The organism is Flavihumibacter profundi, assembly GCF_020076305.1.
GTDB lineage: Bacteria > Bacteroidota > Bacteroidia > Chitinophagales > Chitinophagaceae > Flavihumibacter > Flavihumibacter profundi.
Genome location: NZ_JAIQXE010000001.1, coordinates 1,980,519 through 2,001,793 on the forward strand (window position 1 = coordinate 1,980,519; position 21,275 = coordinate 2,001,793).

A 21,275-nucleotide genomic window follows, 5' to 3' on the forward strand; every position below is an offset into this window, starting at 1 on the left:
AAAAAACAGATGAAAAAGTACAGCGCCGGCGTATTATTCGGTGAAGAACTCGAAGCCTTATATAAGGACGCCAAAGCCAACAAATTTGCCCTTCCAGCGGTAAATACCATCGGTACAGATTCTATTAATGCCGTCCTGGAAACCGCTGCGAAAGTTAATTCCCCTGTAATTGTGCAATTCTCCAACGGAGGTGCCCAGTTTATGGCAGGGAAAGGAATGCCTAACGACCAGATGCAGGCGAATATTTCCGGTGCCATTTCCGGTGCACTGCATATCCATAATGTTGCCAGGTACTATGGTGTTCCCGTAGTGCTGCACACCGACCATGCATCCCACAAATGGCTTCCCTGGATTACTGCCTTAATTGATGCCGGTGAAGCTTATTTTGCAGAAAAAGGCACACCTCTTTTCAGTTCACATATGCTTGACCTTTCTGAAGAAAGCCTGGAAGAGAATATCCAGACTTCGGTACAATATTTCAAAAGGATGAAGCCCCTGGGAATGGGCATTGAAATTGAACTCGGAGTAACCGGCGGTGAAGAGGATGGCGTTGATAACAGTGGTGTTGAAAACGACAAACTGTACACTCAGCCACAACATGTTGCCTATGCTTATGAAGAGTTGGGTAAAGTCGGCAATTTATTTACAGTTGCCGCCGCATTCGGAAACGTGCATGGTGTGTATAGTCCGGGTAATGTTGAACTTCGTCCCGAAATCCTGCACAATAGCCAGATTTACATCCAGGAACAATACAAAACAGGTGAAAAGCCCGTGTATTTTGTATTCCATGGAGGAAGCGGTTCAGCAAAAGAACAAATTGCTGAAGCTTTGGGCTATGGTGTAATCAAAATGAATATCGATACCGATATGCAATGGGCATTCTGGGAAGGTGTTCTGGGTTACTACAAAAAGAACGAGGCTTACCTGCAAGGCCAGCTCGGTAACCCTGAAGGCCCGAATAAGCCCAATAAAAAATACTATGATCCACGTGCCTGGTTGCGCAAAGGCCAGGATACATTTGTAGCCCGTTTGGAAGAAGCCTTCCGGGACCTGAATTGTATTAACAGGAATGCGTAAGCGGTAAATCGTAAATCGTGAGATTTAGGAATGTATATGGAAGCTACCCGATCGGGGTAGCTTTTTTTTGCCTTATATAGAAGGAGCCGGTTTCGGCAGCAGGTTTTCGTAACTTTAATCAGGGTCGAATATTAAACTTTAAACCATGCCAGATAGTCGTATAACCTCGCTGCTGGGTGATAAGGCAGCCTACCTGCTTGATCATCAGTGTACCACCATCTCCCGGGCACAACTAACCCTGCCCTCGCCCAACCATATCGAGGAGGTATGGATGAACAGTAACCGGGGTAACCGGGTATTGAGAAGCCTTCAGCAATTGTTATCACATGGCCGGCTTGCTGATACAGGCTATTGTTCCATATTTCCCGTTGACCAGGGCATTGAACATAGCGCGGGTTCAGCCTTTGCACCAAACCCCATGTATTTCGACCCGGAAAATATTATCAAACTGGCTATTGAAGGCGGTTGCAATGGCGTTGCCTCCACTTTCGGCGTATTGGGAATCATGAGCCGAAAATATGCCCACCGCATCCCTTTTATTGTAAAAATCAACCACAATGAATTCCTGAGTTACCCTAACAGATATGACCAAACGATGTTCGGAACTATCCGCTCGGCATGGAACATGGGTGCCATTGCTGTTGGTGCCACAGTCTATTGGGGAAGTGCTGAAAGTACCCGCCAGCTCAGGGAAGTTGCAGAAGCATTTGAACTGGCACATGAGCTGGGTATGGCGACTATTCTTTGGTGTTATACCCGTAATGCTGCATTTAAAGTTGATGGCGTGGATTACCATAGTGCTGCTGATTTCACGGGTCAGGCCAATCACCTTGGCGTTACTTTACAGGCTGATATTATAAAACAAAAAATACCAGTCAATAATGGCGGCTACCTGGCCACAAAACATGGCAAAACCAGCAAACTTGTGTATGAAAAATTAACTACCGACCACCCGATTGATTTATGCCGCTACCAACTGGCTAATTGCTATATGGGTAAAATCGGGCTGATTAACTCCGGCGGGGAAAGCAAAGGCAGCAGCGATCTTGCTGAAGCGGTTGAAACGGCCATCATCAACAAACGCGCAGGCGGCATGGGATTGATTTTAGGCAGGAAAGCCTTTCAGCGCCCCTTCGCAGATGGCCTGGAATTGCTGCATGCCGTTCAGGATGTATACCTGGACAGGGAAATAACTCTTGCATAACCGTGAAGACTTTACACTTCCCCCGACATGCAGAATATTTCAAAATATTTATCTGGCTGCTTTTCAAACCATCCTACAAATTCTTTATAAGGCTGAAAGCTGCTAAACAAAAGAGTACGATCATCTTTTGAACAATTAAACCGCGCGCGGCTATCAAGTCGAAACAACAATTGCAGGCATTGCAAAGTTTCTGCATAAAATGCCGGAAGGTTGGCTTCAAAGCTCAATAGGGAAACAGGTTTTGAAAGTCCGCGCAATACTTCAAGTTCCAGGCCTTCTACATCAATTTTAATAAAATCGGGAAGACCGTAAACTTTTATCAGCTCGTCTAATGTAACCGTATGGATAGATTGAATGGCATCGAATTGTATTTGTCCCTCTTCATCTGTTAAGCCATGCAACATCTCTTTCCTTTTAACACTGAGTGTTGATAATGACCTTCCATGCGCCGGAGATAAAAATAACTTTGCAGTCCCTGTGCGATCAGATAGCGCATCACCCCTGACAATAACTTTTTTTTCCCCCTGGAAACGGGCAGTCAGTATTCTTAAATTCTCCGGATCTGGCTCACAGGCTACAACTCGGTTCCCCATTTGCAGGAATACAGCTGTCAGGTCGCCAACATTGGCGCCGATATCAAAAACCAACCCTTTTGAAATTCCAGGCAATTGCGAGTAATATTGGAAAGTTTGTTCCTGTTGCGTTTTTATTTCAGGGTGCCTTATGCGGGTGAAAAGCTTTCCAGGCCAGGAAAATTTCAGGAGGTAATACCAATATGGTTTATGGCGGGCCACTAAATGTCAATTTTCTTGCAGTCGATATAATGGCACTTTTTACAAAAATCGGGTGTTTCATTCTTCAGCCATTTTCGCCTGAAATCCTGGAAGCCTTCACTGTTAAGAACCGGCATTAGGCCTTGTTTAAATACATTCCCGAAACTGAGTTCCTTGGGGAATGGCTTTGCGCAACAAGGTGCCATTTCCCCATTCCAGCAAACATAAAAATGTCCCCAGGGTAAACTGCAGGTCTGGAACCCTTTTTCATTCCCCAAACCGCTCCAGGTGGTTTCTACTTTTGTTTTATATTGTTTCAGTCGCTTCACTTCTTCCTTAAAAGTTTCGCTCTGGTAAAAGTCATAATAGGAAATATCAGTACCGGAAATGCAGGCCAGGTTAAAAATGGTATAATTCACAAAACCAATTCCGGATTCTTCTGCGAATTGTACTACTTCAGTAAGGTGAAAAAAATTCTCTTTGGTCACCACCATGTTCAGCATTACAACTGTGCTGCTGTTGCGGCACAGATCAGCGATTTCCCGCACATTATTTTTGAACAGGTTAAAATCTGACTGGAGCCGGATGGCATTATACACTTCACCGATGCCATCAATTGAAATCTGGATGGTATCCAGCTTGCCTGCCAGGGCAGCAACTTTTTCGATAGTTTTTGGCAAAACGGCATTGGTAGAAATAGAAATTACAATGCCTTTGTTTTTGGCTTTGATATAATCGACAATCCGGTCAATTTTTTTGTACATCAGCGTTTCACCCATACCGGTTAGCCCAATGGAATCAACATAGGGCACAAGCTCATCGATCACTTTTTTGGCCTGTTCTTCTTCCATCAGGCCCATATCCATCTCTTCCCCATAACCATATTCCCTCGGACAAATGGTACATTTCAGGTTACAGCGTGCGCTTAATTCAAGCATCACTGTAGAAGGATGCGCCACCCTTGTTTGCCGCGCCGCTTTCAGGGCCAGGTGGTTCACCTTATTGGCAGAATAGCGGACAAAGTCGGCTCCTCCAGGTAAATGACTGGCTCTTTTCCACAAATTCTCAAAAAAACGTTTCGTCATCCCGGTATTCTTAATACACGAATATAAGTTGACTACTTTTATAAGACCAGTAAACCTGAAATAAAGCAGTATGAAAATTGCCTACATTCTTTTCAATGACATCACCTTACTGGATTTCATTGGATTGTATGACCCGATCAGCCGTTTAAAAAACCATTTTATGCCAGGCCTCCATTGGGACACAATAGCATTCACTACTGAAATAAAAGACAACAATGGCATTACCTTAATTCCAGATAAAGTGGGAACCAGCCTTGCTGCCTATGACATGGTGTTTATTCCGGGTGGCAAAGGTACCCGCCGGTTAATCCAGGACATACCCTTTATGAAATGGATAAAATCGGCGAATGATGTACCATTAAAAACTTCGGTATGCACCGGCAGCCTGATCTGGGGGGCAGCCGGAATACTTCAAAGGCGCAAAGCCACCACTCATTTTGCAGAATACGAAACACTGAAAAATTTCGGTTGCGATGTGCTGGCCCAAAGAATTGTTGACGATGGCGATATCATTACTGCCGGCGCCGTAGCTTCCTCACTTGACCTGGGTCTGTACCTTTGTAATAAATGGTGTGGCCGGGAAGCCGAAGAAATTATCAGGAAAAAAATGGATTACCACCCGGCCAATTTATATTAAAAAGCTTTATTGGGTTGCGATTTAGTTTCCACAGTCTCGGGCAACAGCACTGCTGTGTATACATTTTTTCCATCAAATAATTTCCTGGCAGTCAGCTGTATGTCCTTTACCGTTAACTTTTGCACCATCTGTTCGTATTGCAAAAAATATTTGGGATCTGAATGAATTGATCGCTGTTCCAGTAATTCGCTCAGCCAGGTCTCATTTTCCTTGATACTGGTTTTATACTCCTCCAGCCACTGCTTCTTAACTTTATCGAGGTAAGACTGCCCCGGGCCATTGGCAATAAGCTGGTTTATCTCGTGCCTGGCCGCTTTCAAAAGCGTATCAACTTTCTCTGGTCCGCAGGGCAATTGCAATACAAATGAATAATTGTTATATGGATACTTTTCTACACTGGCATACAAACCACCACCATAAATCCCCTGTATTTTTTCCCGCAATTCTTCAATGATCCTGATATTCAAAATTTCACTGATGGCCTGTGCCTTTAGTGACAGGTCATCACTGTAGGGCTGCTCCCCGGTATAGAAAGAAAGGATCAGGCTTTTCTGCTCCCTGCCTTTATTGACAACCAGTTTCCTGTTGCCTTTTACAGGCCTTACACCGTTGTCCCTGGGTTTAAAAACCTTGCCACTCGATGGCAAACTACCCAGGTAAGTTTCCAGCAGGGGCACCATGGAATCTATATTTAAACTGCCCACAAATACAAAATGCATTCCACTGGCATCTCCAATCCGCTCTTTATAAATGGCCATTGCCCTATCCAGGTTAACCTGGTCAAAATAAGCCGCTTTAGGCACAGAAACCGGAGCAAGTGGATTATTGTTATACATCACTTTAAACATGGTATCAATAAAAGCGTTCTGCGGATTGGAACTTAATGCCGCAACCTGCGATTTATTCCTTTGCACAAAAGACCTGAACAAGGTGGTATCCTTCCTCGGCTGGGTAACATATAAATGGATCAGCTGGAACATCGTTTCAATATCCTTCTTACTGGAATTACCCCTGAAACCATCTGAAATATCGCTCACCTGCGGATTCACCGCAACAGATTTGCCTGCCAGTGCTTTACGCAGGTCTGTCGGGCTGAACTCGCCCACACCCATAGCCGAAACAATCGGAACGGCATATTCTGCATTATAATGATCAGCAATTCCATAATAATTTTTACCACCACCACGTGTAGCACCCATTAATACCTGGTCATTTTTGAATTCGGTTGACTTAAGGGTAACTGTTACACCATTGCTCAGTTTGATTTCAGTAACCCCCATCGCCTTATTTTCAGTGCGGCTGGTTACCTTACCAGCCACCGGCTTAACTTTTAATAATTCTGTAGCTACTGCTTTTTCCTCGTAAGGCTTTATATCAGCCTTTTCTTTGGCACTGATGATGGCCAGTAAATCTGCCGGAGCCGGAACTTTCGTAGTAGTATTGTTTTCAGGACCAGTAACATAAACCAACCGGTTCGTATCAGCTGTTAACTGCCTGGCAATGGCATTTACTTCTTCCAGGGTAATACCCGGTACCTGTTCCTTATACAATGCATATTCCCGTGCAATACCAGGAATTGCTTCTTCACTTAAAAAATTTCGCACATACTCACCTACATATAATTCCGATTCGGTTTTATCGCGGTTATTATAAAGGCGCTCCATACTGCTGAGAGTTGATTTTTTTGCCCGCTCTAATTCCGCCGCAGTAAATCCAAAACGTTTTGCCCTTTCAATCTCTTCAAACAGGGCATCCAGCCCGCGTTTGATATCACCAGTTCCAACAGCTGCAAAAGCCCTGAAATTTTCATGGCCCCTGATGAAATTTCCAACTCCTGCGGCTGCTCCTACAAAAGGGGGATTAGATTGCTGGGTAAGTTCCTGCAGGCGCTGGTTTAAAAGGCTGGTAAATAATTGTTTGACCAGGGTAGCCCGGTAATCCCCCACTGTTTTATCGGGAGCCTCAGGTTTAACCGGGTAATTAATATTTATAGAATAATTGGTCGCTTCCTTGTCGGTAACCACCAACGCTTCACTTTTTGCATAAGTGGGTACAGTTACGAATTCACGTTTCCTTTCATTTACAGGATTAGATATCGCTTCGAAATGCTTTTTTATCAGCGCAAGGGCTGCATCCGGATCAATATCACCTACAACAACAACTGCCATCAAATCCGGACGGTACCAGTCCCTGTAAAACTTCCTGATCAATTCCGGTTTAAAGGTTTTGATAATGCTGTCCGACCCGATTGTGATGCGTTTTGCATATTTTGAACCTGCAAATAACTTCGGATAGATCTGTTTGTACATCCTGTCCTGCGCACCTTTCCCCAGCCTTGATTCTTCCAGGATAATGGGCCTTTCTGATTCAATGTCTTCATCCAGGTAAGTTACCTGGTGCGCCCAGTCTTCCAGTACCTGGAACCCTTTTTCAATATTGCCGGGCTTGTCGGTTGGAATGGGTAATATATATACGGTTTCATCAAAGCTTGTATAGGCATTCAGGTCACTGCCGAAGCCAACGCCAATATCCTGGAGGAAAGAAACTATATCATTTTTCTTAAAGTTTTTAGTGCCGTTGAAGGCCATATGTTCTGCCATATGCGCCAATCCAAGCTGGTCATCATCTTCTACAATTGAACCGGCATTTAAAGCAAGCCTCAACTCTACTTTTTGTTCGGGCTTCTTATTCTGCCGGATATAATAGGTAAGGCCATTGCCGAGCTTTCCGATCCTGACAGCCGGATCGGCAGTTAAAACTTCGTTAAGGGGCGTTTGTGCAATACCGATAGTTGCAACAACAAGCCCGAGGAAGAACAGGAATATTTTGGCGGGAAATAAAATACGAAGCATAAAATTAAATAATTGAAACAATCAATGAATTCACTAAAATAGCTGCATTCGAATATAATGCCCGAACAGTTTTGACCTCCGGGCTAAATTACCTGATTACCATGTGATTTAACGGGTAACCGTTTCAATAGGTTTTCCAACTGCGCCATTGGGCATTTGTATCCTGAGCAGTGCGGCAATGGTCGGGGCTATATCCGTCATATGCACTTCCTGGTTCGATTTTCCCGGCTTAATCATCCAGCCATACCATACTAACGGAATATGTGCATCATACGGATTCCATAATCCGTGGGTAGTGCCAGTCGCACCTTCATCCATATACTGGGGCAGGTAAACCACCTGTACATCACCCGAGCGGTCTGGCATATACCCGTTTGCCACCATTTCTTTTATATTAGCGGGTAGAGTTACCTGGGATAAATTCTCCAGTGAGATAGCCCTTGCAATGCCGGGTTGTCCCTGCATAAAATCAACTACCCGGCGGGTGATTTTTTCCAGGTCAAGTTTAAGGCTGTCAATCAGTTTATGGTTCAGGTAAACCTGGTTATTAAGCAGGTTGGATGCCATTTGGGCAGTTCCAAACTGTTTATAGAGGTCTGTGTTCAGGTTAGCCAGGGTATTAGTATTGTCAATGATCCCGGCCGGAATTTTATGTTCCGCCAAAAAACCGGGAACATGGGCCACCCCATGGTCAGCTGATAAAAAGAGGAGATACTGCCCTTTACCCACTTTTGCATCCAGGAAGTTGAGGAAATCGCCAAGGTCGGCATCAAGCCGCAGGTAACAATCTTCCGTTTCAACGGAATTAGGGCCGAAGGTATGCCCTATATAATCAGTGGAAGAAAGACTGACCGTTAACATATCGGTGAAAATTCCCTTACCCAGTGCCTCAGCGGTTATAGCTTCCTTTGCAACCTGTAGGGCCATGGTGTTACCAAAAGGGGTCTCTGCAATGGCAAAGTAATTCTTGCCGATCATTGGTTTAAGGTCATAAGGGAATCCTTTTACTTCAGGCCCTAAAGGCTTTCCCTCGTATGGCTGGAAGTCTTCCGCGCTGTTCACATAGGTGTTCAGGGGATACAGGGTATTCCAGCCCTGCTGGTAAAATTTATCCACCACTTTCTTGTCATTATAGGCTGAAAGCCATGCAGGAAGGGTATCACAGTAATACGATGAAGTGATCCATTTACCGGATGAATTGTCGTACCAGTAGGCCCCATTGGCAGAATGCCCGGCGGGAAGAATAGCCCCGCGGTCCTTAATTGCTATCCCGATTACTTTCGACCTGAAATTGGTAGCCAGGCGCAATTCATCTCCAATTGTGGTTACCAACAGGTTCCTGGGGCTCATTACGCCGGCCCCGCTGCTACTGCCCACTGTTTTTACGGTTTTATCCTCGGTACAATACACCACCCTGCCCAGGGACCGCTGGTACCAGGTGTTCCCGGCAATGCCATGAACAGCGGGGACCGATCCGGTATAAATGCCAGTGTGCCCGCAGGAAGTAATCGTTGGGGTATATGGTATAAGTGTATTTTCATTGGAAAAGCCCTGGCTCAGCAGCCTTTTGAACCCGCCATCTGCTTTATAGCGGTCGCTGTAACGATACAGGAAATCCCACCTCATTTGGTCAACAACTAAACCTACTACCAGTTTTGGCCTCAGGGGAACGGGTGAATTCTGGGCAAAGGAAACAGAAAGGGAAAAGGAAAAAAGTAAAACCAGGATACGGCGATTCATTATCAACTTGTTTTGCGCAAAGATAGTGCGGCAACAGGGGCAAAAAAGTTACCTTTGCGACAATTTTTAAACCAACAATCATTTTCTAGTATGGCAGATATCTTCGAAAAACTGGTGAAAGATGGTGGTCCGATCGGACAACACATGAGCAGGGCACATGGCTATTTTACATTTCCAAAGCTTGAAGGGGAACTGGGCAGCCGGATGACCTTCAGGGGAAAAGAAAGGATCGTATGGAGCCTGAATAACTACCTGGGGTTAGCCAACCATCCTGAAACGCGCAAGGCTGATACCCTTGCTGCCGAACGGTGGGGAATGGGCTATCCGATGGGCGCCCGCATGATGAGCGGAAACAGTGTTTACCACGAAGAACTCGAAAAAGTACTGAGTAGTTTTGTGCAGCGCGAAGATGCAATGCTGTTGAACTTCGGTTACCAGGGAATTATGAGTTGTATAGATGCGCTTATAAATCGCAGGGATATTGTAGTTTATGATGCAGAATGCCATGCCTGTATTGTTGATGGCATCAGGATGCACCTTGGCTATAGTTACACTTTTAAGCATAATGATATCGAGGATTGTGAAAAGCAGTTACAACGCGCCGTTAAGATGGCTGAAAAAACAGGCGGTGGTATTTTACTGATTACAGAAGGTGTTTATGGCATGAGCGGCGACCAGGGAAAACTGAAGGAAATAGTTGCCCTGAAAGAAAAATATGAATTTCGCATACTCATAGACGATGCACATGGTTTTGGTGCAATGGGACCTACAGGTGCCGGTACTGATGAGGAACAAAATTGCCAGGCTGGTATAGACCTTTATTTCTCCACCTTTGTAAAATCAATGGGAAGTATCGGGGCTTTCATTGCAGGCCGGAAAGATGTACTCGCTTACCTGCGATACAACACCCGCTCCCAGATATTTGCGAAAAGCTTACCTATGATTGTTGTTGAAGGCATGCTGAAAAGAATGGATATGCTTAAGACCATGCCTGAATTACGAGAAAAACTATGGACTGTTACCCGCACTTTACAAAATGGTTTAAGGGAAGGTGGATTCGACCTGGGAAAGACAAACACCATGGTAACACCGGTTTATATGAAAGGGGATGTTCCTGAAGCAACCGCTATGGTGCTGGACCTTCGGGAGAATTACAATATATTCTGTTCCATTGTTGTTTATCCTGTTATTCCAAAAGGACAAATCATATACCGCCTCATTCCAACTGCAGCCCATTCTGCTGAGGATATTTCATTGACACTAAAAGCATTCAGGGAAACAAAGGCAAAGCTTGATGCCGGGGCGTACAAAGTGGCCGAGATTCCTGATATGGCGGAAGCGATGTAGGGGGAATGGTGAATGGTGAATGGTGAATGGTGAATGGTGAATGGTGAATGGTGAATGGTGAATCAAAAAAAGCGGGCCGGATGGTCCGCTTTTTTTATGCCTTCGTCTTCCTATTCACCATTCACCATTCACTATTCACCAAAAAAAATCCCGCCTTGCGGCGGGATGCACTAATCAAATACCATTAACCATTAAACCTTATCCTATGAAAATTCAAATATAAGATGATAATTAGGTAACATTGGTTGCAGCATCATATTTTTTTTGGGGTAAATTGGCGTATTTGACTATAATCAAGCCAAACTAAGTACTTACTTGTCCGATTCAGTTACAAACATGTGTCTGAATGACACAAATAGGATGGTTTATGCTGATATTCTATATAAATTATAGGACAAAACGTTTGGCGTTTTAAACCATTGCAGGATTTGTTAATAGATATTAACAGTTACCAGCTGCCTTTAAATTTTTTCTGGTAATCAGGGAATGACTGTGTTTTATAGGCACCTTCCCCAAAGTACTTCACGATAAGTTCAAGCTCTTTTGGCTCAAGATATCCTGGTATAGGTTGCGGGTCTTCACCCGGAGCAGGTATGATTACTGTTGTGGGATAGGATAATTGCCCGGCTGACAAATAAAGGGCTATTTCATGTGTATTGTACTGGCTGTTGAAATTATACGCCTTCCCTTTCCACTCGAGGGGCGACTTTGATTCTGCATTCAGTTTAACAGTATAAAACTTTTCCTGCAGGTAACTGATCACTTTTTCATTGCGGTAAGTTTTCTTATCCATCACTTTGCACCAGCTGCACCAGTCTGTATACAGATCGATCAGCACAGGCTTTGGCGATTCATTGGCCGCTTTTTCAGCCTCAGCCAGGCTCATCCAGCGCATATCCTTGCCTGTTGAAGATTGCGCAATAACAGCCCCTGACAGCAACAATATTATAAATAGTGCGATAAACTTTGGCATGGTTAACTTTGTTAATATCAAAAATAACGAATTGGAATGCAAAGAATTGTTATAGCCATCACGGGAGCCAGTGGTTCTATATACGCTAAAGTTTTACTGGACAAACTTCTGGCTATCCCTGACCAGTGGCAGCAGTTAGCCGTGGTAATGACAGAAAATGCTAAAACGGTATGGGAAACCGAATTAGGCAATGATAGTTATACCAGCTATGCCGGCATCCAATTCTTTGATAAAAATGACTTTAATGCCCCTTTTGCCTCAGGTTCTGGCCAATATAACACCATGATCATCATTCCCTGCTCTATGGGCACAATGGGCAGGATTGCAGGCGGAATTTCAAATGACCTGATCACCCGTGCGGCCGACGTGGTCTTAAAGGAACGCAGGAAACTTATTTGCGTGATACGCGATACGCCTTATAACCTGGTGCATATCCGGAATATGGAAACCTTAACTCTCGCAGGGGCTGTTATCTGCCCGGCAACCCCCTCATTTTACAGCCGGCCGGCTACCATAGAAGAAGTAGCTGCTACCGTAGTTGACCGGGTTATTGACCTGGCCGGACTTTCAGTAAAGACTTACCGATGGGGCGGAGAATAGATTATATTTAATTAATTTACCATACAAATACTTCCCATTGTTCAATTTTGAGTATAATTCCTACAACTACAGGCAATACTTAGAGGAGCTAGCTGCCGCCCTGCATGCCAGGATTCATGACTGCAGGCTTACCTACCCCGAAAATTTTGCCACCGGTTACTCACAATGTATTGAACTGCCCAATGGTTTGCAGGCACTGGTTTCAGATTATACCCTCAACGACCAGTACTATACCAAGCGAAATAAAATCCCGCAGGAGTATTATGTGCTGCGGTATGAAGAAATATGGATCGAAGATGAAATGACCCTGAAAATTGACAATGACACATTAAAAACCCGCAACGAACACCATGCGGGTATTTACCTCACCAGTACCTTATTTGATCTTTCTTACCTGGGCCGGAAAGGATCAAGAATTAAAAGCATCTATATTATTTTCAATAAAGAATGGCTGGCCGAAAACCTGCGGATCAAGGACCCCGAAGATGTGCTGACTGCATACCTGAACCTCAAGACGGGTAGTTTTACCATCGAACCTATCGATAGTGAATACCGTAAATATTTCAACGAAATTTTACAGTCTGAAAAGGACAGCCCCCTGCATATTGCCACCGTCCAGAACCGCATCATGCTGCTGATAGAACGGTTTTTCAGCAGGCTCTATGAAAAAAGCGCAACGCTACTGGCAAGTCCGAAAATTTCCAAACACGATGTGCGGCAATTGATGCATGTTGAATCGCTGTTAACCAAAAACATACTCAGCCGGCCGCCAACTATTGAGCAACTGGCCCAGGAAGCAACCATGAGTTCCGCTAAACTGAAGAAATTATTCAAGGAAGTTTATGGCACCAGTATTTATGCTTACTACCAAAAGCAACGAATGGCTGTTGCCCGCGACATGTTATTGACCGGCAACTTTACTGTTAAGGAAGTTGGACTGAAAGTTGGCTATTCAAACCTTAGCAATTTCGCAACGGCATTCCGCAAAGAGTTCGATATTTTACCCAGTGAAATCAGGGCCTGACCATTATCGCAGGTCCACTTCCTCTACACCAGGGTATTTACTCTTATCAAAAACGAACATATCATCTGCTACTTTAGCTGCACCATTCAGGCTATTAACAGTATACGTGTATTTGTTCCCGTTTTTCTCAAGAACTTTTGTACTGTATATATTCTTGGATGCCTTATCAATATAAACATATACTTTATGAAAGGGCTTTGATTTATCTACCGGTGTCATTTCTATTTCCTGGATCGTTTTCGCACCCGTTTTTTTCTCGCCATTCAATTTGTAGAGAAAGTCTTTATCGTAAAAGTTGGTGAATAATTTCTGCGGGGTAATAGTGCCTTGCCCACCATCAAATTTGGTGATGGTAACCTCATTGGAGGCTTTATCGTAAGTCCACACATTTTTCCCGTCACAATAAATTTCCTGTCCGGTTATTATTACTTTATACTTGCCCGACTTCATGAAGACTGTCCCTTTTTTAACGCCCTGGACTTTCCCTTTTGCATCCTCTACCTGGAGGGTAAACTCAGATTGTACAGCAGGGTAGGTCTTAAATTTAGCGCTAACGCCATCCAGTATGGTTTTCGCTGCGGGATCAGTTTGTGCCTTAACCAGTTGGGGGAATGAAATACCTGAAACCAGGACTAAAACGGCTAGAATTTTCTTCATATTGACTTTTTTGGGCAATGGGTGCAAATATATCCTTTCAGATGGAATGATTAGACCGGTAGTTATATGATCCGATTAATCATTGCATCCGCTTTAACAAATATTAAGGCATTCCGGTCAGGTAACTTTCCAGTTCTACTTCAGTTTTAATCAATACATCCCTGGCCTTGCTGCCCAGGTTTGGCCCAACCACACCTGCAGCCTCAAGCTGGTCCATTAACCGGCCGGCCCGGTTATACCCCAGTTTCATCCGCCGCTGCAGCAGGGAAGTTGATCCAACCTGGTTTTGTACGATCAGCCTTGCCGCATCCTCAAACAAGGGATCTTTATCATTCAGGTCAAAATCCTTCCCTTCCATATCTTTTTCATCCACATATTCAGGCAGGAGGAAAGCTTGCGGATAACCCCGCTGGTTACCTATAAATTCGGTTACTTCCTCAACTTCAGGGGTATCCACGAAAGCACATTGTAAGCGGGTCAGTTCACCATTATACGAGATCAGCATATCGCCTTTTCCTATCAATTGCTCAGCCCCACCGGCATCAAGGATCGTCCGGCTATCAATTTTTGAGGATACTTTAAAGGCTATACGTGCCGGGAAGTTGGCTTTGATGGTTCCGGTAATGATGTTTACCGATGGTCGCTGGGTTGCAATGATCAGGTGGATACCAACAGCCCTTGCCAGCTGGGCCAATCGCGCAATGGGCATTTCCACTTCCTTGCCGGCGGTCATGATCAGGTCGGCGAACTCATCAATTACCAGCACAATAAATGGCAGGTACTGGTGCCCTTTATTAGGATTCAATTTTCGTTTGATGAATTTTTCATTGTACTCCTTGATATTCCTGGTATGGGCTTCCTTCAGCAGGTCGTACCTGTTATCCATCTCAATACATAGCGCATTGAGCGTATTGATCACTTTTTTGGTATCCGTAATAATAGCTTCTTCCTCGCCGGGCAATTTGGCCAGGAAATGTTTTTCGATGGTCCGATAAAGGCTCAACTCCACTTTCTTGGGATCAACCAGTACAAACTTCAATTGCGAAGGGTGCTTTTTATAGAGCAGGGAAACAAGTATGGCGTTTAGTCCAACTGATTTACCCTGACCGGTTGCACCAGCCATCAGCAGGTGCGGCATCGCCGCAAGGTCTACAATGAAATTTTCGTTATCTATTTTTTTGCCAATGGCAATCGGCAGGCTGAAATTACTGTGCTGGAACTTTTCAGAAGTCAGCAGGGTTTTCATGCTGACTACCGTCTTCTTTACATTTGGCACTTCAATACCAATTGTTCCTTTACCCGGGATGGGTGCAATGATCCTTATGCCCAATGCAGCCAGGCTAAGGGCGATATCGTCTTCCAGGTTTTTGATGCGGGAAATCCGCACTCCGGCTGCAGGTACGATTTCATACAATGTGACCGTCGGGCCTACAGTTGCACTGATTTTCTGGATCTGGATATCGTAGTTCTTAAGGGTATTGATGATCTGGTTTTTATGGGCTTCCAGCTCGGCAGGGTCCTGGACTATTTTTTCACTGCCATGCGTCTCCAGCAGGTCCATACTTGGATACTTGTAATCACGCAGGTCGAGGGTAGGCTCATAAGGTGCCAATTCTTCCGCTTTTACCAAACCTTCTTCACCGGGCTCTTCCGGGGTTTCAGGAACAGTTTTGATTTCCAGTTCCAGGTCTGCGGCAGGGTTGGCATTCAATACCGGCTGGGGAACCGGCTTGCTGACCGGGGCAACGACCGGTGGCATTTCTACATAAGCATGGGGTATTTCAGGCACTTCGGTCTCCTCTTCTTCGAGGTCATCTTCTGTGAGAGGTTGATTTTTTTCAATGATCTCGAGGGCCAGCTCTGGTTCTGCAACCGGAGGCATCACCACTACCCCACCTTCTTTCTTAAGGCTATTCTTTTTTTCTACCGGCTCTTCAATGAAAAGCTTTGGTTCGTCAGTTGCCGTTTGCCTGGGATCAGCCACTGCTAAGTCCTCAGCCGTTTTATTCCGTACCGGCAGGCTGGGCAGGTTCGGCATTTGGGGCACATTGATCGTGGGATTGAATCTCCAGATAAAATAAGCAACACCACCTGCCAGTAAAATTGCCGCTGTACCAATAGTGCCCAGGAAACTGGCCATCCAGTCACTGATCATTTTCCCAACAGCCCCACCCCATGAAAACGTACTCTTTCCAAAGAAAAAAGCCAGCGTAATACTGAAATAGAGCAGGCCTACTATTACATAACGGATATTCCGGGTAAGGCGGAAGAGTTTTTTGCCAAAAAGGAGGTTAGCGCCGGCAACAAAAAACAGGCTGCAAATAAAATAGGAAGCCAGCCCGAATCCTTTGTAAAAAAAGAAATGCGACACCCAGGCACCAAGGCGGCCCAATAAATTCGACACTTTGATATCATCGGCAAATAAAAAATGACTGCCGCCTTTAAATACTTTATCCTGGTCTTCCTGCCAGGTAAACAGGTAGGAGGTAAATGCGATGAAAAGAAATATCGCCAGCAGCAAAAGCACAGCTCCGGTGATTTTCAGCGTACGCTCATCTTTCACCAGCGACTGCATGGCTACCTTCTCTTCCTTCTCTGGCCTTAGATCAACAGGTTCGGGTATTGGTTTCTTCTTAGTCTTCAGCTTATTTGCCATACCCACAAATATACATTCACACCCAAAAGAAATTGTATTTTGTAAGCGGGGTTTTACAATACATTATTGCGTATGCCTATTTCTTTGCAGTTCCGGCTCAAAAACCAGTACTTTTTCCTGGTGTTTTTTTTGTTTTTATGCAGCAACAGGCTCTTTGCCCAGTCGCAAAGCTTCCAATTGGATACCATCAAACTGAGCAATATCCGTTTATCGCAAAATATTTCGGGCCAGACAGCACTATATATAGATAGTTCCGATAATATACAAACTGAACATTTACACCAGCTGCCTTCCCTTCAAAGGATCCCGGTTTCCATGGGCAGAAAACTGCCTGTCCGGTTTGTAGGCAAAAACAGTTACCTGCAATTCAATATCTGGAATGATGCTGATTCAGCTGCTCATATTTTTTTCCTGCCAGGTTTTTATTGTAACACCATAACCCTGTTTAAATACAACGCAGCCACACAACAATTCGATGCCCTGCCCAGGCTTCCCGGAAATAAGCAATCCAGGCAGGATATCGTCCGCAGGCTCGACCTTGCCGCTGGTGAAAGGGCTACTTTTATAGCCGAACTGGGATTTTTTAAAACCACCGTAAACGCCATCACACCAACCCTTTGTTATGATTTTTTCCTGCCTTCATTACTGAACCAGTTACAGAATGAAAGAAAACTGAATTCCATTATCACCTACATGGTTTGCGGCATTATGCTGATGATGGTTTTTTATTCGCTGGCAGGTTATTATACAAGTCGCCGCATGGAGTTCATTTATTATGGTTGTTATACCTTTTTATTGGGCCTCATGTTCTTCTATAAAGCTTATTTCTATAAAATACCTACTGAGGCAAATTTCTTCTTTGAAAGCTATTTCGATTTTATCATGCAGGGTACCGGTACAATTTTCTATTTTATTTTCCTGAGGAACTTCATCAATACAAAAAACGAATACCCGCTTTTAAACAAGGTTTTATATGCCCAGCAGGTTATCACGGTTTTGGGCTTGGTCCTTTTTACCTACCTGAATTTCTTTACCAATAATTTCTTTTTACAGAACCTGGTGGAAAACGGGGTGAAATATTCCTGGTCTGTATCTATTGTACTTTTTATTGGTTTCGCGATATTCAGGCAAAGCAGTATCCTGCTTTACCTGGCCATTGGCCATAGTTGCCTGTTATTAGGCGGGTTCCTTTCCCTTTACATGATCAATACCAGCTTCCGGTTCAATTCAACCCTTACATCGCTGGCAAATGATTCCCTGTTCTGGTATGAAATGGGTATTCTACTGGAACTGGTTTTTTTTATGGTTGCCTTGTCCTTTAAAAACAAGCAGGAGATTGCTGCCAGGGCAAGGGAAAAAGAACGGATCCTGATGGAATATGAAAAGTCGGCCATTGAGAGAAAAGTGGCGATCCTCGCCGCGCAACAGGAAGAGAGGAACAGGATTTCTGCAGATATGCACGATGAGTTGGGATCGGGTGTTACTGCCATAAGGTTACTCAGTGAATTAGCCAAAGCCAAAATGAAAGACAATACCCTGCCGGAGATCGAAAAAATTTCTAATTCCGCCAATGACCTGATCACCAAAATGAATACCATCATCTGGACCATGAAAAGTTCTAATGACACGGTAGACAATACAATCGCTTATGTAAGGGCTTATGCTTCAGAATTCCTGGACAATACCGATATTACCTGTAAAGTGGAATACCCCGAAGTAATCCCCATAATTGAACTTACCGGTGAAAGAAGACGGAATATTTTTTTGTGTATTAAGGAAGCCCTGAACAATATTGTTAAACATGCCGCGGCCTCGGCAGTTACGATAAGGTTTCAAATCGGGCCACAACTGGTAATTACTATTTCTGATAATGGAACCGGGCTAATCCCGGAAAAACTGCGCTATTTCGGAAATGGCATTACCAATATGCATAAACGAATGGAAAGTATCGATGGGCATTTTAATATCCGCAATGACAAAGGAACAACTATAATGCTGAGCGTGCCATTGGGCTAATCTGTGGTATGATTGACCTTTATGGTTACACCTGCTTCAGCCAACCGGTAATGCTCATACGCTGGCGATTTGCCGGGGTAACTTCATGCTCCATTTCCTGGCTGTTAAAGAACACCGCCGTCTGTGCATGCGGCTGTATTTTCCGTACGCCCGATTCGGGATACACCAGTAACTGCCCGCCATCTTCCTCCAGCCAGTTCTCATTCAAATAATTGATTAATGAATACTTCCGGTTGTTATCGTTTTGGAACTGGTCTTTATGGCGTTTGTAAAAACTGCCTTCGTCATAAACCGCATAATGGAACTCATATGCATTGATACCGGTATAGCAGGTCTGGTTCAGGTAGCTGATAAATTCTTCGACCTGCAGCAAAAACTCCTGCTCAAAAATATTGCCATGGCTTTTGTCTAACCAGTAAATTTTATCGGACCGCATTTTCTGGCTGGCATCCTTTACGTTATTATTGCCAATCCCGGCAGCTATCATATTCTCCTGCTCTCCCAATTGCCGGATATGCTGCTGTAATCCGCCGGAAAGGGATTCGGATAAAAATCCGGCATCGATGCCTATATCATTGTCAAGGAAACTATCAATCAGCACATCAAACGGGTTGCTCATGGAATGGAATAAGTGAAGGAAGATAGGCTTTCTGAGCTATTTTTTATTTATATTTCCTTAACACTAACGGCCATGTACCACAAGATTAAAAAACACACCCATATACTTTTACACCCGACCAAAGAGGAATCCCGCTGGGACAAGGTTATTAACGGGTTTATCATCATTTTGATTTTGCTGAACCTTGTGGCTGTTATCCTGGAAACAGAGCCTGAACTTGCAACAAACCATGCAAAACTCTTCCATGACTTTGATGTTTTCTCTGTTTTTATTTTCAGCGTGGAATATATCTTAAGGGTCTGGAGTTGCACCTATGAAGCCAAATACAAACACTGGCTTTGGGGAAGGCTCAGGTATATGTTTACCTGGGGAGCGCTTATCGACCTCGTTGCCATCCTTCCTTTCTATCTTGGCACGGTTAAACTATTTGACCTGAGGGAACTCCGGTTATTGCGCCTGGTCCGTTTGCTGCGGATATTCCGGCTTACCAGTTATATGAAATCTGCGCAGGTTATTGCCAATGTTTTCAAAAACAGGTTCCAGGAATTACTGATCAGCCTGGTATTAACATCCGGACTTATTATAATCGCTTCCTGCCTTATTTATTTTGCTGAACATACGGCCCAGCCGGAAAAATTCGGCAGTATTCCAAGGACTCTTTGGTGGTCAGTAGTTACCCTGGCAACCATCGGGTATGGTGATATGGTGCCCATTACCGTAACCGGCAAGATCCTGACCGGCATCATTGCCATGGCAGGTGTAGCGTTTTTTGCATTGCCGGCTGGAATTATAACGGCAGGTTTCCTCGAAGAGATCAGGAAGGTAAAAAAGCATCATACCACAATATGCCCGCACTGCGGATTGCCAATTGAACATGAAGTACATGCTGATCATTAAAATATCTACTCCCAAATATTATACAACAATGAAACTGCCTCAATCAATCCTGGTTCTTTTCCTGTCTTTAACTTTTGCCCGGGCCGACGCACAAGCCGGCTATAATGAAGAGATCAAACAATCTGCAATCCGATTTATCAATACCCTCGACCCGGCACAAAAAAAACTGGCCCTGCTGTCTTTTGAAGATACTGCCCGGACGAAATGGAATAACCTTCCCGTTGGATTGCGCCCACGTGCAGGTATCAATATCGGCAAGATGACCGATGACCAGCGTAAATTATTTCATCGCATCCTGTCTGTCTCGCTGAGTTCACAAGGCTACCTGAAAGCTACCAGCATACTGCACCTCGATAATTTATTGAACCTCTATTACGACAGTATGTATTACCGCAAGGCAATCAGTGACACCATGTACAAATTCCTGCAGGACCTGCAATGGAGCCACCGCAATTTCTACCTGGCCATATTCGGAAACCCAACCGGTCCGGTCTGGGGCTATAAAGTGGAAGGACACCACCTGTCTGTCAACTTTACCTTCGTGAATGATAAACTTTCTGTAACCCCATTCTTCATTGGAACGGATCCTGCGGAATACCCTAATTCCGAGTATGCCGGCTGGCGGGTACTCGGACAGGAAGAAGACCTCGGTATAAAACTGATGTCGTCCCTATCTCCTGCACTACAGGAGAAAGCGACCATCAGTAAGCAGGTTCCCGCGGACATCATTACAGGTGCAGAAAGCGGCAAACGACTCATAGACTACCAGGGCATCAAAGGTGCAGAAATGAGCAAAGAACAAAAGGCTATCGCGCTGTATATCATCCGCGAATTTGTATTCAATATGGAATATGAAAAGGCATTGATAGAATACGATAAAATCATTAAGGCGGGCGTAGATAAAATTTATTTCGGATGGATTGGCCCCGTAGAAGAAACCAAACCCCATTACTATGTGCTGAATGGACCAACATTCCTGATTGAATTCGACAATAATGGCTTCATGGGCAATGCCAATCATATTCACGCCATCTGGCGCGAGAAAGGCAACGAGTATGGTGAGGATGTGTTGAAAAAGCATTACATGAGTGAAAAACACTAGTCATCTCCTTTACTCA

At 44.4% G+C, this 21,275-nt stretch carries 17 protein-coding genes; 9 read left to right on the plus strand and 8 right to left on the minus strand.

Annotation, left to right across the window (positions count from 1 at the left end; genetic code table 11):
• Positions 1-9: 9 nt before the first annotated feature.
• Both fbaA and LAQ65_RS08535 read left to right on the plus strand, forming a co-directional pair.
• A complete protein-coding gene (fbaA, locus tag LAQ65_RS08530) occupies positions 10-1,077 on the plus strand; it encodes a class II fructose-bisphosphate aldolase (protein WP_224116530.1) in 1,068 nt (355 codons plus the stop codon).
• A 145-nt stretch (positions 1,078-1,222) separates the two neighbouring features.
• The gene (locus LAQ65_RS08535; protein ID WP_224116531.1) at positions 1,223-2,281 is read left to right on the plus strand and encodes a class I fructose-bisphosphate aldolase; all 1,059 of its coding nucleotides are present in this window, start codon (positions 1,223-1,225) and stop codon (positions 2,279-2,281) included.
• Between the two features lie 11 nt (positions 2,282-2,292).
• On the opposite strand, the gene LAQ65_RS08540 is transcribed toward LAQ65_RS08535, so the two are convergent.
• Both LAQ65_RS08540 and LAQ65_RS08545 read right to left on the minus strand, forming a co-directional pair.
• Positions 2,293-3,075, minus strand: a complete 783-nt coding sequence (locus LAQ65_RS08540; RefSeq protein WP_224116532.1) for an FkbM family methyltransferase — start codon at positions 3,073-3,075, stop codon at positions 2,293-2,295.
• Complete coding sequence (locus tag LAQ65_RS08545; protein ID WP_224116533.1) at positions 3,075-4,139, minus strand: radical SAM protein; 1,065 nt, start codon at positions 4,137-4,139, stop codon at positions 3,075-3,077. The genes LAQ65_RS08540 and LAQ65_RS08545 overlap by 1 nt, the downstream gene beginning before the upstream one ends.
• Positions 4,140-4,209: 70 nt before the next feature.
• Here LAQ65_RS08545 and LAQ65_RS08550 point away from each other — a divergent pair, with 70 nt between their 5' ends.
• Positions 4,210-4,776 carry a DJ-1/PfpI family protein gene (locus tag LAQ65_RS08550; protein WP_224116534.1) on the plus strand — a complete coding sequence of 189 codons (567 nt, stop codon included), beginning with the start codon at positions 4,210-4,212 and terminating at the stop codon, positions 4,774-4,776.
• Here LAQ65_RS08550 and LAQ65_RS08555 read toward each other — a convergent pair.
• Together LAQ65_RS08555 and pafA are read right to left on the minus strand one after the other, a co-directional pair.
• Positions 4,773-7,628, minus strand: a complete 2,856-nt coding sequence (locus LAQ65_RS08555) for a M16 family metallopeptidase (RefSeq protein WP_224116535.1) — start codon at positions 7,626-7,628, stop codon at positions 4,773-4,775. The genes LAQ65_RS08550 and LAQ65_RS08555 overlap by 4 nt on opposite strands.
• Positions 7,629-7,736: 108 nt before the next feature.
• Positions 7,737-9,368, minus strand: coding sequence for an alkaline phosphatase PafA (gene pafA / locus LAQ65_RS08560; RefSeq protein WP_224116536.1), 1,632 nt, complete (start codon positions 9,366-9,368; stop codon positions 7,737-7,739).
• 90 nt (positions 9,369-9,458) lie between these two features.
• On the opposite strand from pafA, the gene LAQ65_RS08565 reads away from it, so the two are divergent.
• Complete coding sequence (locus LAQ65_RS08565) at positions 9,459-10,715, plus strand: aminotransferase class I/II-fold pyridoxal phosphate-dependent enzyme (protein WP_224116537.1); 1,257 nt, start codon at positions 9,459-9,461, stop codon at positions 10,713-10,715.
• A 448-nt stretch (positions 10,716-11,163) separates the two neighbouring features.
• Here LAQ65_RS08565 and LAQ65_RS08570 read toward each other — a convergent pair whose 3' ends face one another.
• Positions 11,164-11,688, minus strand: coding sequence for a thioredoxin family protein (locus tag LAQ65_RS08570; RefSeq protein ID WP_224116538.1), 525 nt, complete (start codon positions 11,686-11,688; stop codon positions 11,164-11,166).
• Between the two features lie 36 nt (positions 11,689-11,724).
• Between LAQ65_RS08570 and LAQ65_RS08575 the strand changes: the two genes are divergently transcribed.
• Positions 11,725-12,288, plus strand: coding sequence for a UbiX family flavin prenyltransferase (locus LAQ65_RS08575; RefSeq protein ID WP_224116539.1), 564 nt, complete (start codon positions 11,725-11,727; stop codon positions 12,286-12,288).
• A 37-nt stretch (positions 12,289-12,325) separates the two neighbouring features.
• Positions 12,326-13,312: an AraC family transcriptional regulator gene (locus LAQ65_RS08580; RefSeq protein ID WP_224116540.1), complete on the plus strand. Its 987-nt coding sequence runs from the start codon at positions 12,326-12,328 to the stop codon at positions 13,310-13,312.
• Between the two features lie 3 nt (positions 13,313-13,315).
• On the opposite strand, the gene LAQ65_RS08585 is transcribed toward LAQ65_RS08580, so the two are convergent.
• Together LAQ65_RS08585 and LAQ65_RS08590 are read right to left on the minus strand one after the other, a co-directional pair.
• Positions 13,316-13,969, minus strand: coding sequence for a LolA family protein (locus tag LAQ65_RS08585; protein ID WP_224116541.1), 654 nt, complete (start codon positions 13,967-13,969; stop codon positions 13,316-13,318).
• 103 nt (positions 13,970-14,072) lie between these two features.
• On the minus strand, positions 14,073-16,625 hold the full coding sequence (locus LAQ65_RS08590) for an FtsK/SpoIIIE family DNA translocase (protein WP_224116542.1): 2,553 nt from the start codon (positions 16,623-16,625) through the stop codon (positions 14,073-14,075).
• Positions 16,626-16,697: 72 nt separating this feature from the next.
• Here LAQ65_RS08590 and LAQ65_RS08595 point away from each other — a divergent pair, with 72 nt between their 5' ends.
• Complete coding sequence (locus LAQ65_RS08595) at positions 16,698-18,641, plus strand: sensor histidine kinase (RefSeq protein WP_224116543.1); 1,944 nt, start codon at positions 16,698-16,700, stop codon at positions 18,639-18,641.
• A gap of 25 nt (positions 18,642-18,666) precedes the next feature.
• On the opposite strand, the gene LAQ65_RS08600 is transcribed toward LAQ65_RS08595, so the two are convergent.
• Positions 18,667-19,260: a 2OG-Fe(II) oxygenase gene (locus LAQ65_RS08600; RefSeq protein WP_224116544.1), complete on the minus strand. Its 594-nt coding sequence runs from the start codon at positions 19,258-19,260 to the stop codon at positions 18,667-18,669.
• A 72-nt stretch (positions 19,261-19,332) separates the two neighbouring features.
• On the opposite strand from LAQ65_RS08600, the gene LAQ65_RS08605 reads away from it, so the two are divergent.
• Positions 19,333-20,157 (plus strand): potassium channel family protein, encoded by an 825-nt coding sequence (locus tag LAQ65_RS08605; protein WP_224116545.1) that lies wholly within the window; start codon positions 19,333-19,335, stop codon positions 20,155-20,157.
• A 28-nt stretch (positions 20,158-20,185) separates the two neighbouring features.
• Entirely contained in the window at positions 20,186-21,259 is a 1,074-nt protein-coding gene (locus LAQ65_RS08610) for a DUF3500 domain-containing protein (protein ID WP_224116546.1), read from the plus strand.
• Positions 21,260-21,275 lie beyond the last annotated feature (16 nt).

Bases quoted from the DNA above. Each gene is read 5' to 3' on its own strand.
- LAQ65_RS08610 (WP_224116546.1), top strand. From the start codon at position 20,186: ATGAAACTGCCTCAATCAATCCTGGTTCTTTTCCTGTCTTTAACTTTT.
- LAQ65_RS08600 (WP_224116544.1), bottom strand. From the start codon at position 19,260: ATGAGCAACCCGTTTGATGTGCTGATTGATAGTTTCCTTGACAATGAT.
- LAQ65_RS08570 (WP_224116538.1), bottom strand. From the start codon at position 11,688: ATGCCAAAGTTTATCGCACTATTTATAATATTGTTGCTGTCAGGGGCT.
- pafA (WP_224116536.1), bottom strand. From the start codon at position 9,368: ATGAATCGCCGTATCCTGGTTTTACTTTTTTCCTTTTCCCTTTCTGTT.
- LAQ65_RS08565 (WP_224116537.1), top strand. From the start codon at position 9,459: ATGGCAGATATCTTCGAAAAACTGGTGAAAGATGGTGGTCCGATCGGA.
- LAQ65_RS08555 (WP_224116535.1), bottom strand. From the start codon at position 7,628: ATGCTTCGTATTTTATTTCCCGCCAAAATATTCCTGTTCTTCCTCGGG.
- LAQ65_RS08575 (WP_224116539.1), top strand. From the start codon at position 11,725: ATGCAAAGAATTGTTATAGCCATCACGGGAGCCAGTGGTTCTATATAC.
- LAQ65_RS08605 (WP_224116545.1), top strand. From the start codon at position 19,333: ATGTACCACAAGATTAAAAAACACACCCATATACTTTTACACCCGACC.
- fbaA (WP_224116530.1), top strand. From the start codon at position 10: ATGAAAAAGTACAGCGCCGGCGTATTATTCGGTGAAGAACTCGAAGCC.
- LAQ65_RS08595 (WP_224116543.1), top strand. From the start codon at position 16,698: ATGCCTATTTCTTTGCAGTTCCGGCTCAAAAACCAGTACTTTTTCCTG.
- LAQ65_RS08590 (WP_224116542.1), bottom strand. From the start codon at position 16,625: ATGGCAAATAAGCTGAAGACTAAGAAGAAACCAATACCCGAACCTGTT.
- LAQ65_RS08550 (WP_224116534.1), top strand. From the start codon at position 4,210: ATGAAAATTGCCTACATTCTTTTCAATGACATCACCTTACTGGATTTC.
- LAQ65_RS08545 (WP_224116533.1), bottom strand. From the start codon at position 4,139: ATGACGAAACGTTTTTTTGAGAATTTGTGGAAAAGAGCCAGTCATTTA.
- LAQ65_RS08535 (WP_224116531.1), top strand. From the start codon at position 1,223: ATGCCAGATAGTCGTATAACCTCGCTGCTGGGTGATAAGGCAGCCTAC.
- LAQ65_RS08585 (WP_224116541.1), bottom strand. From the start codon at position 13,969: ATGAAGAAAATTCTAGCCGTTTTAGTCCTGGTTTCAGGTATTTCATTC.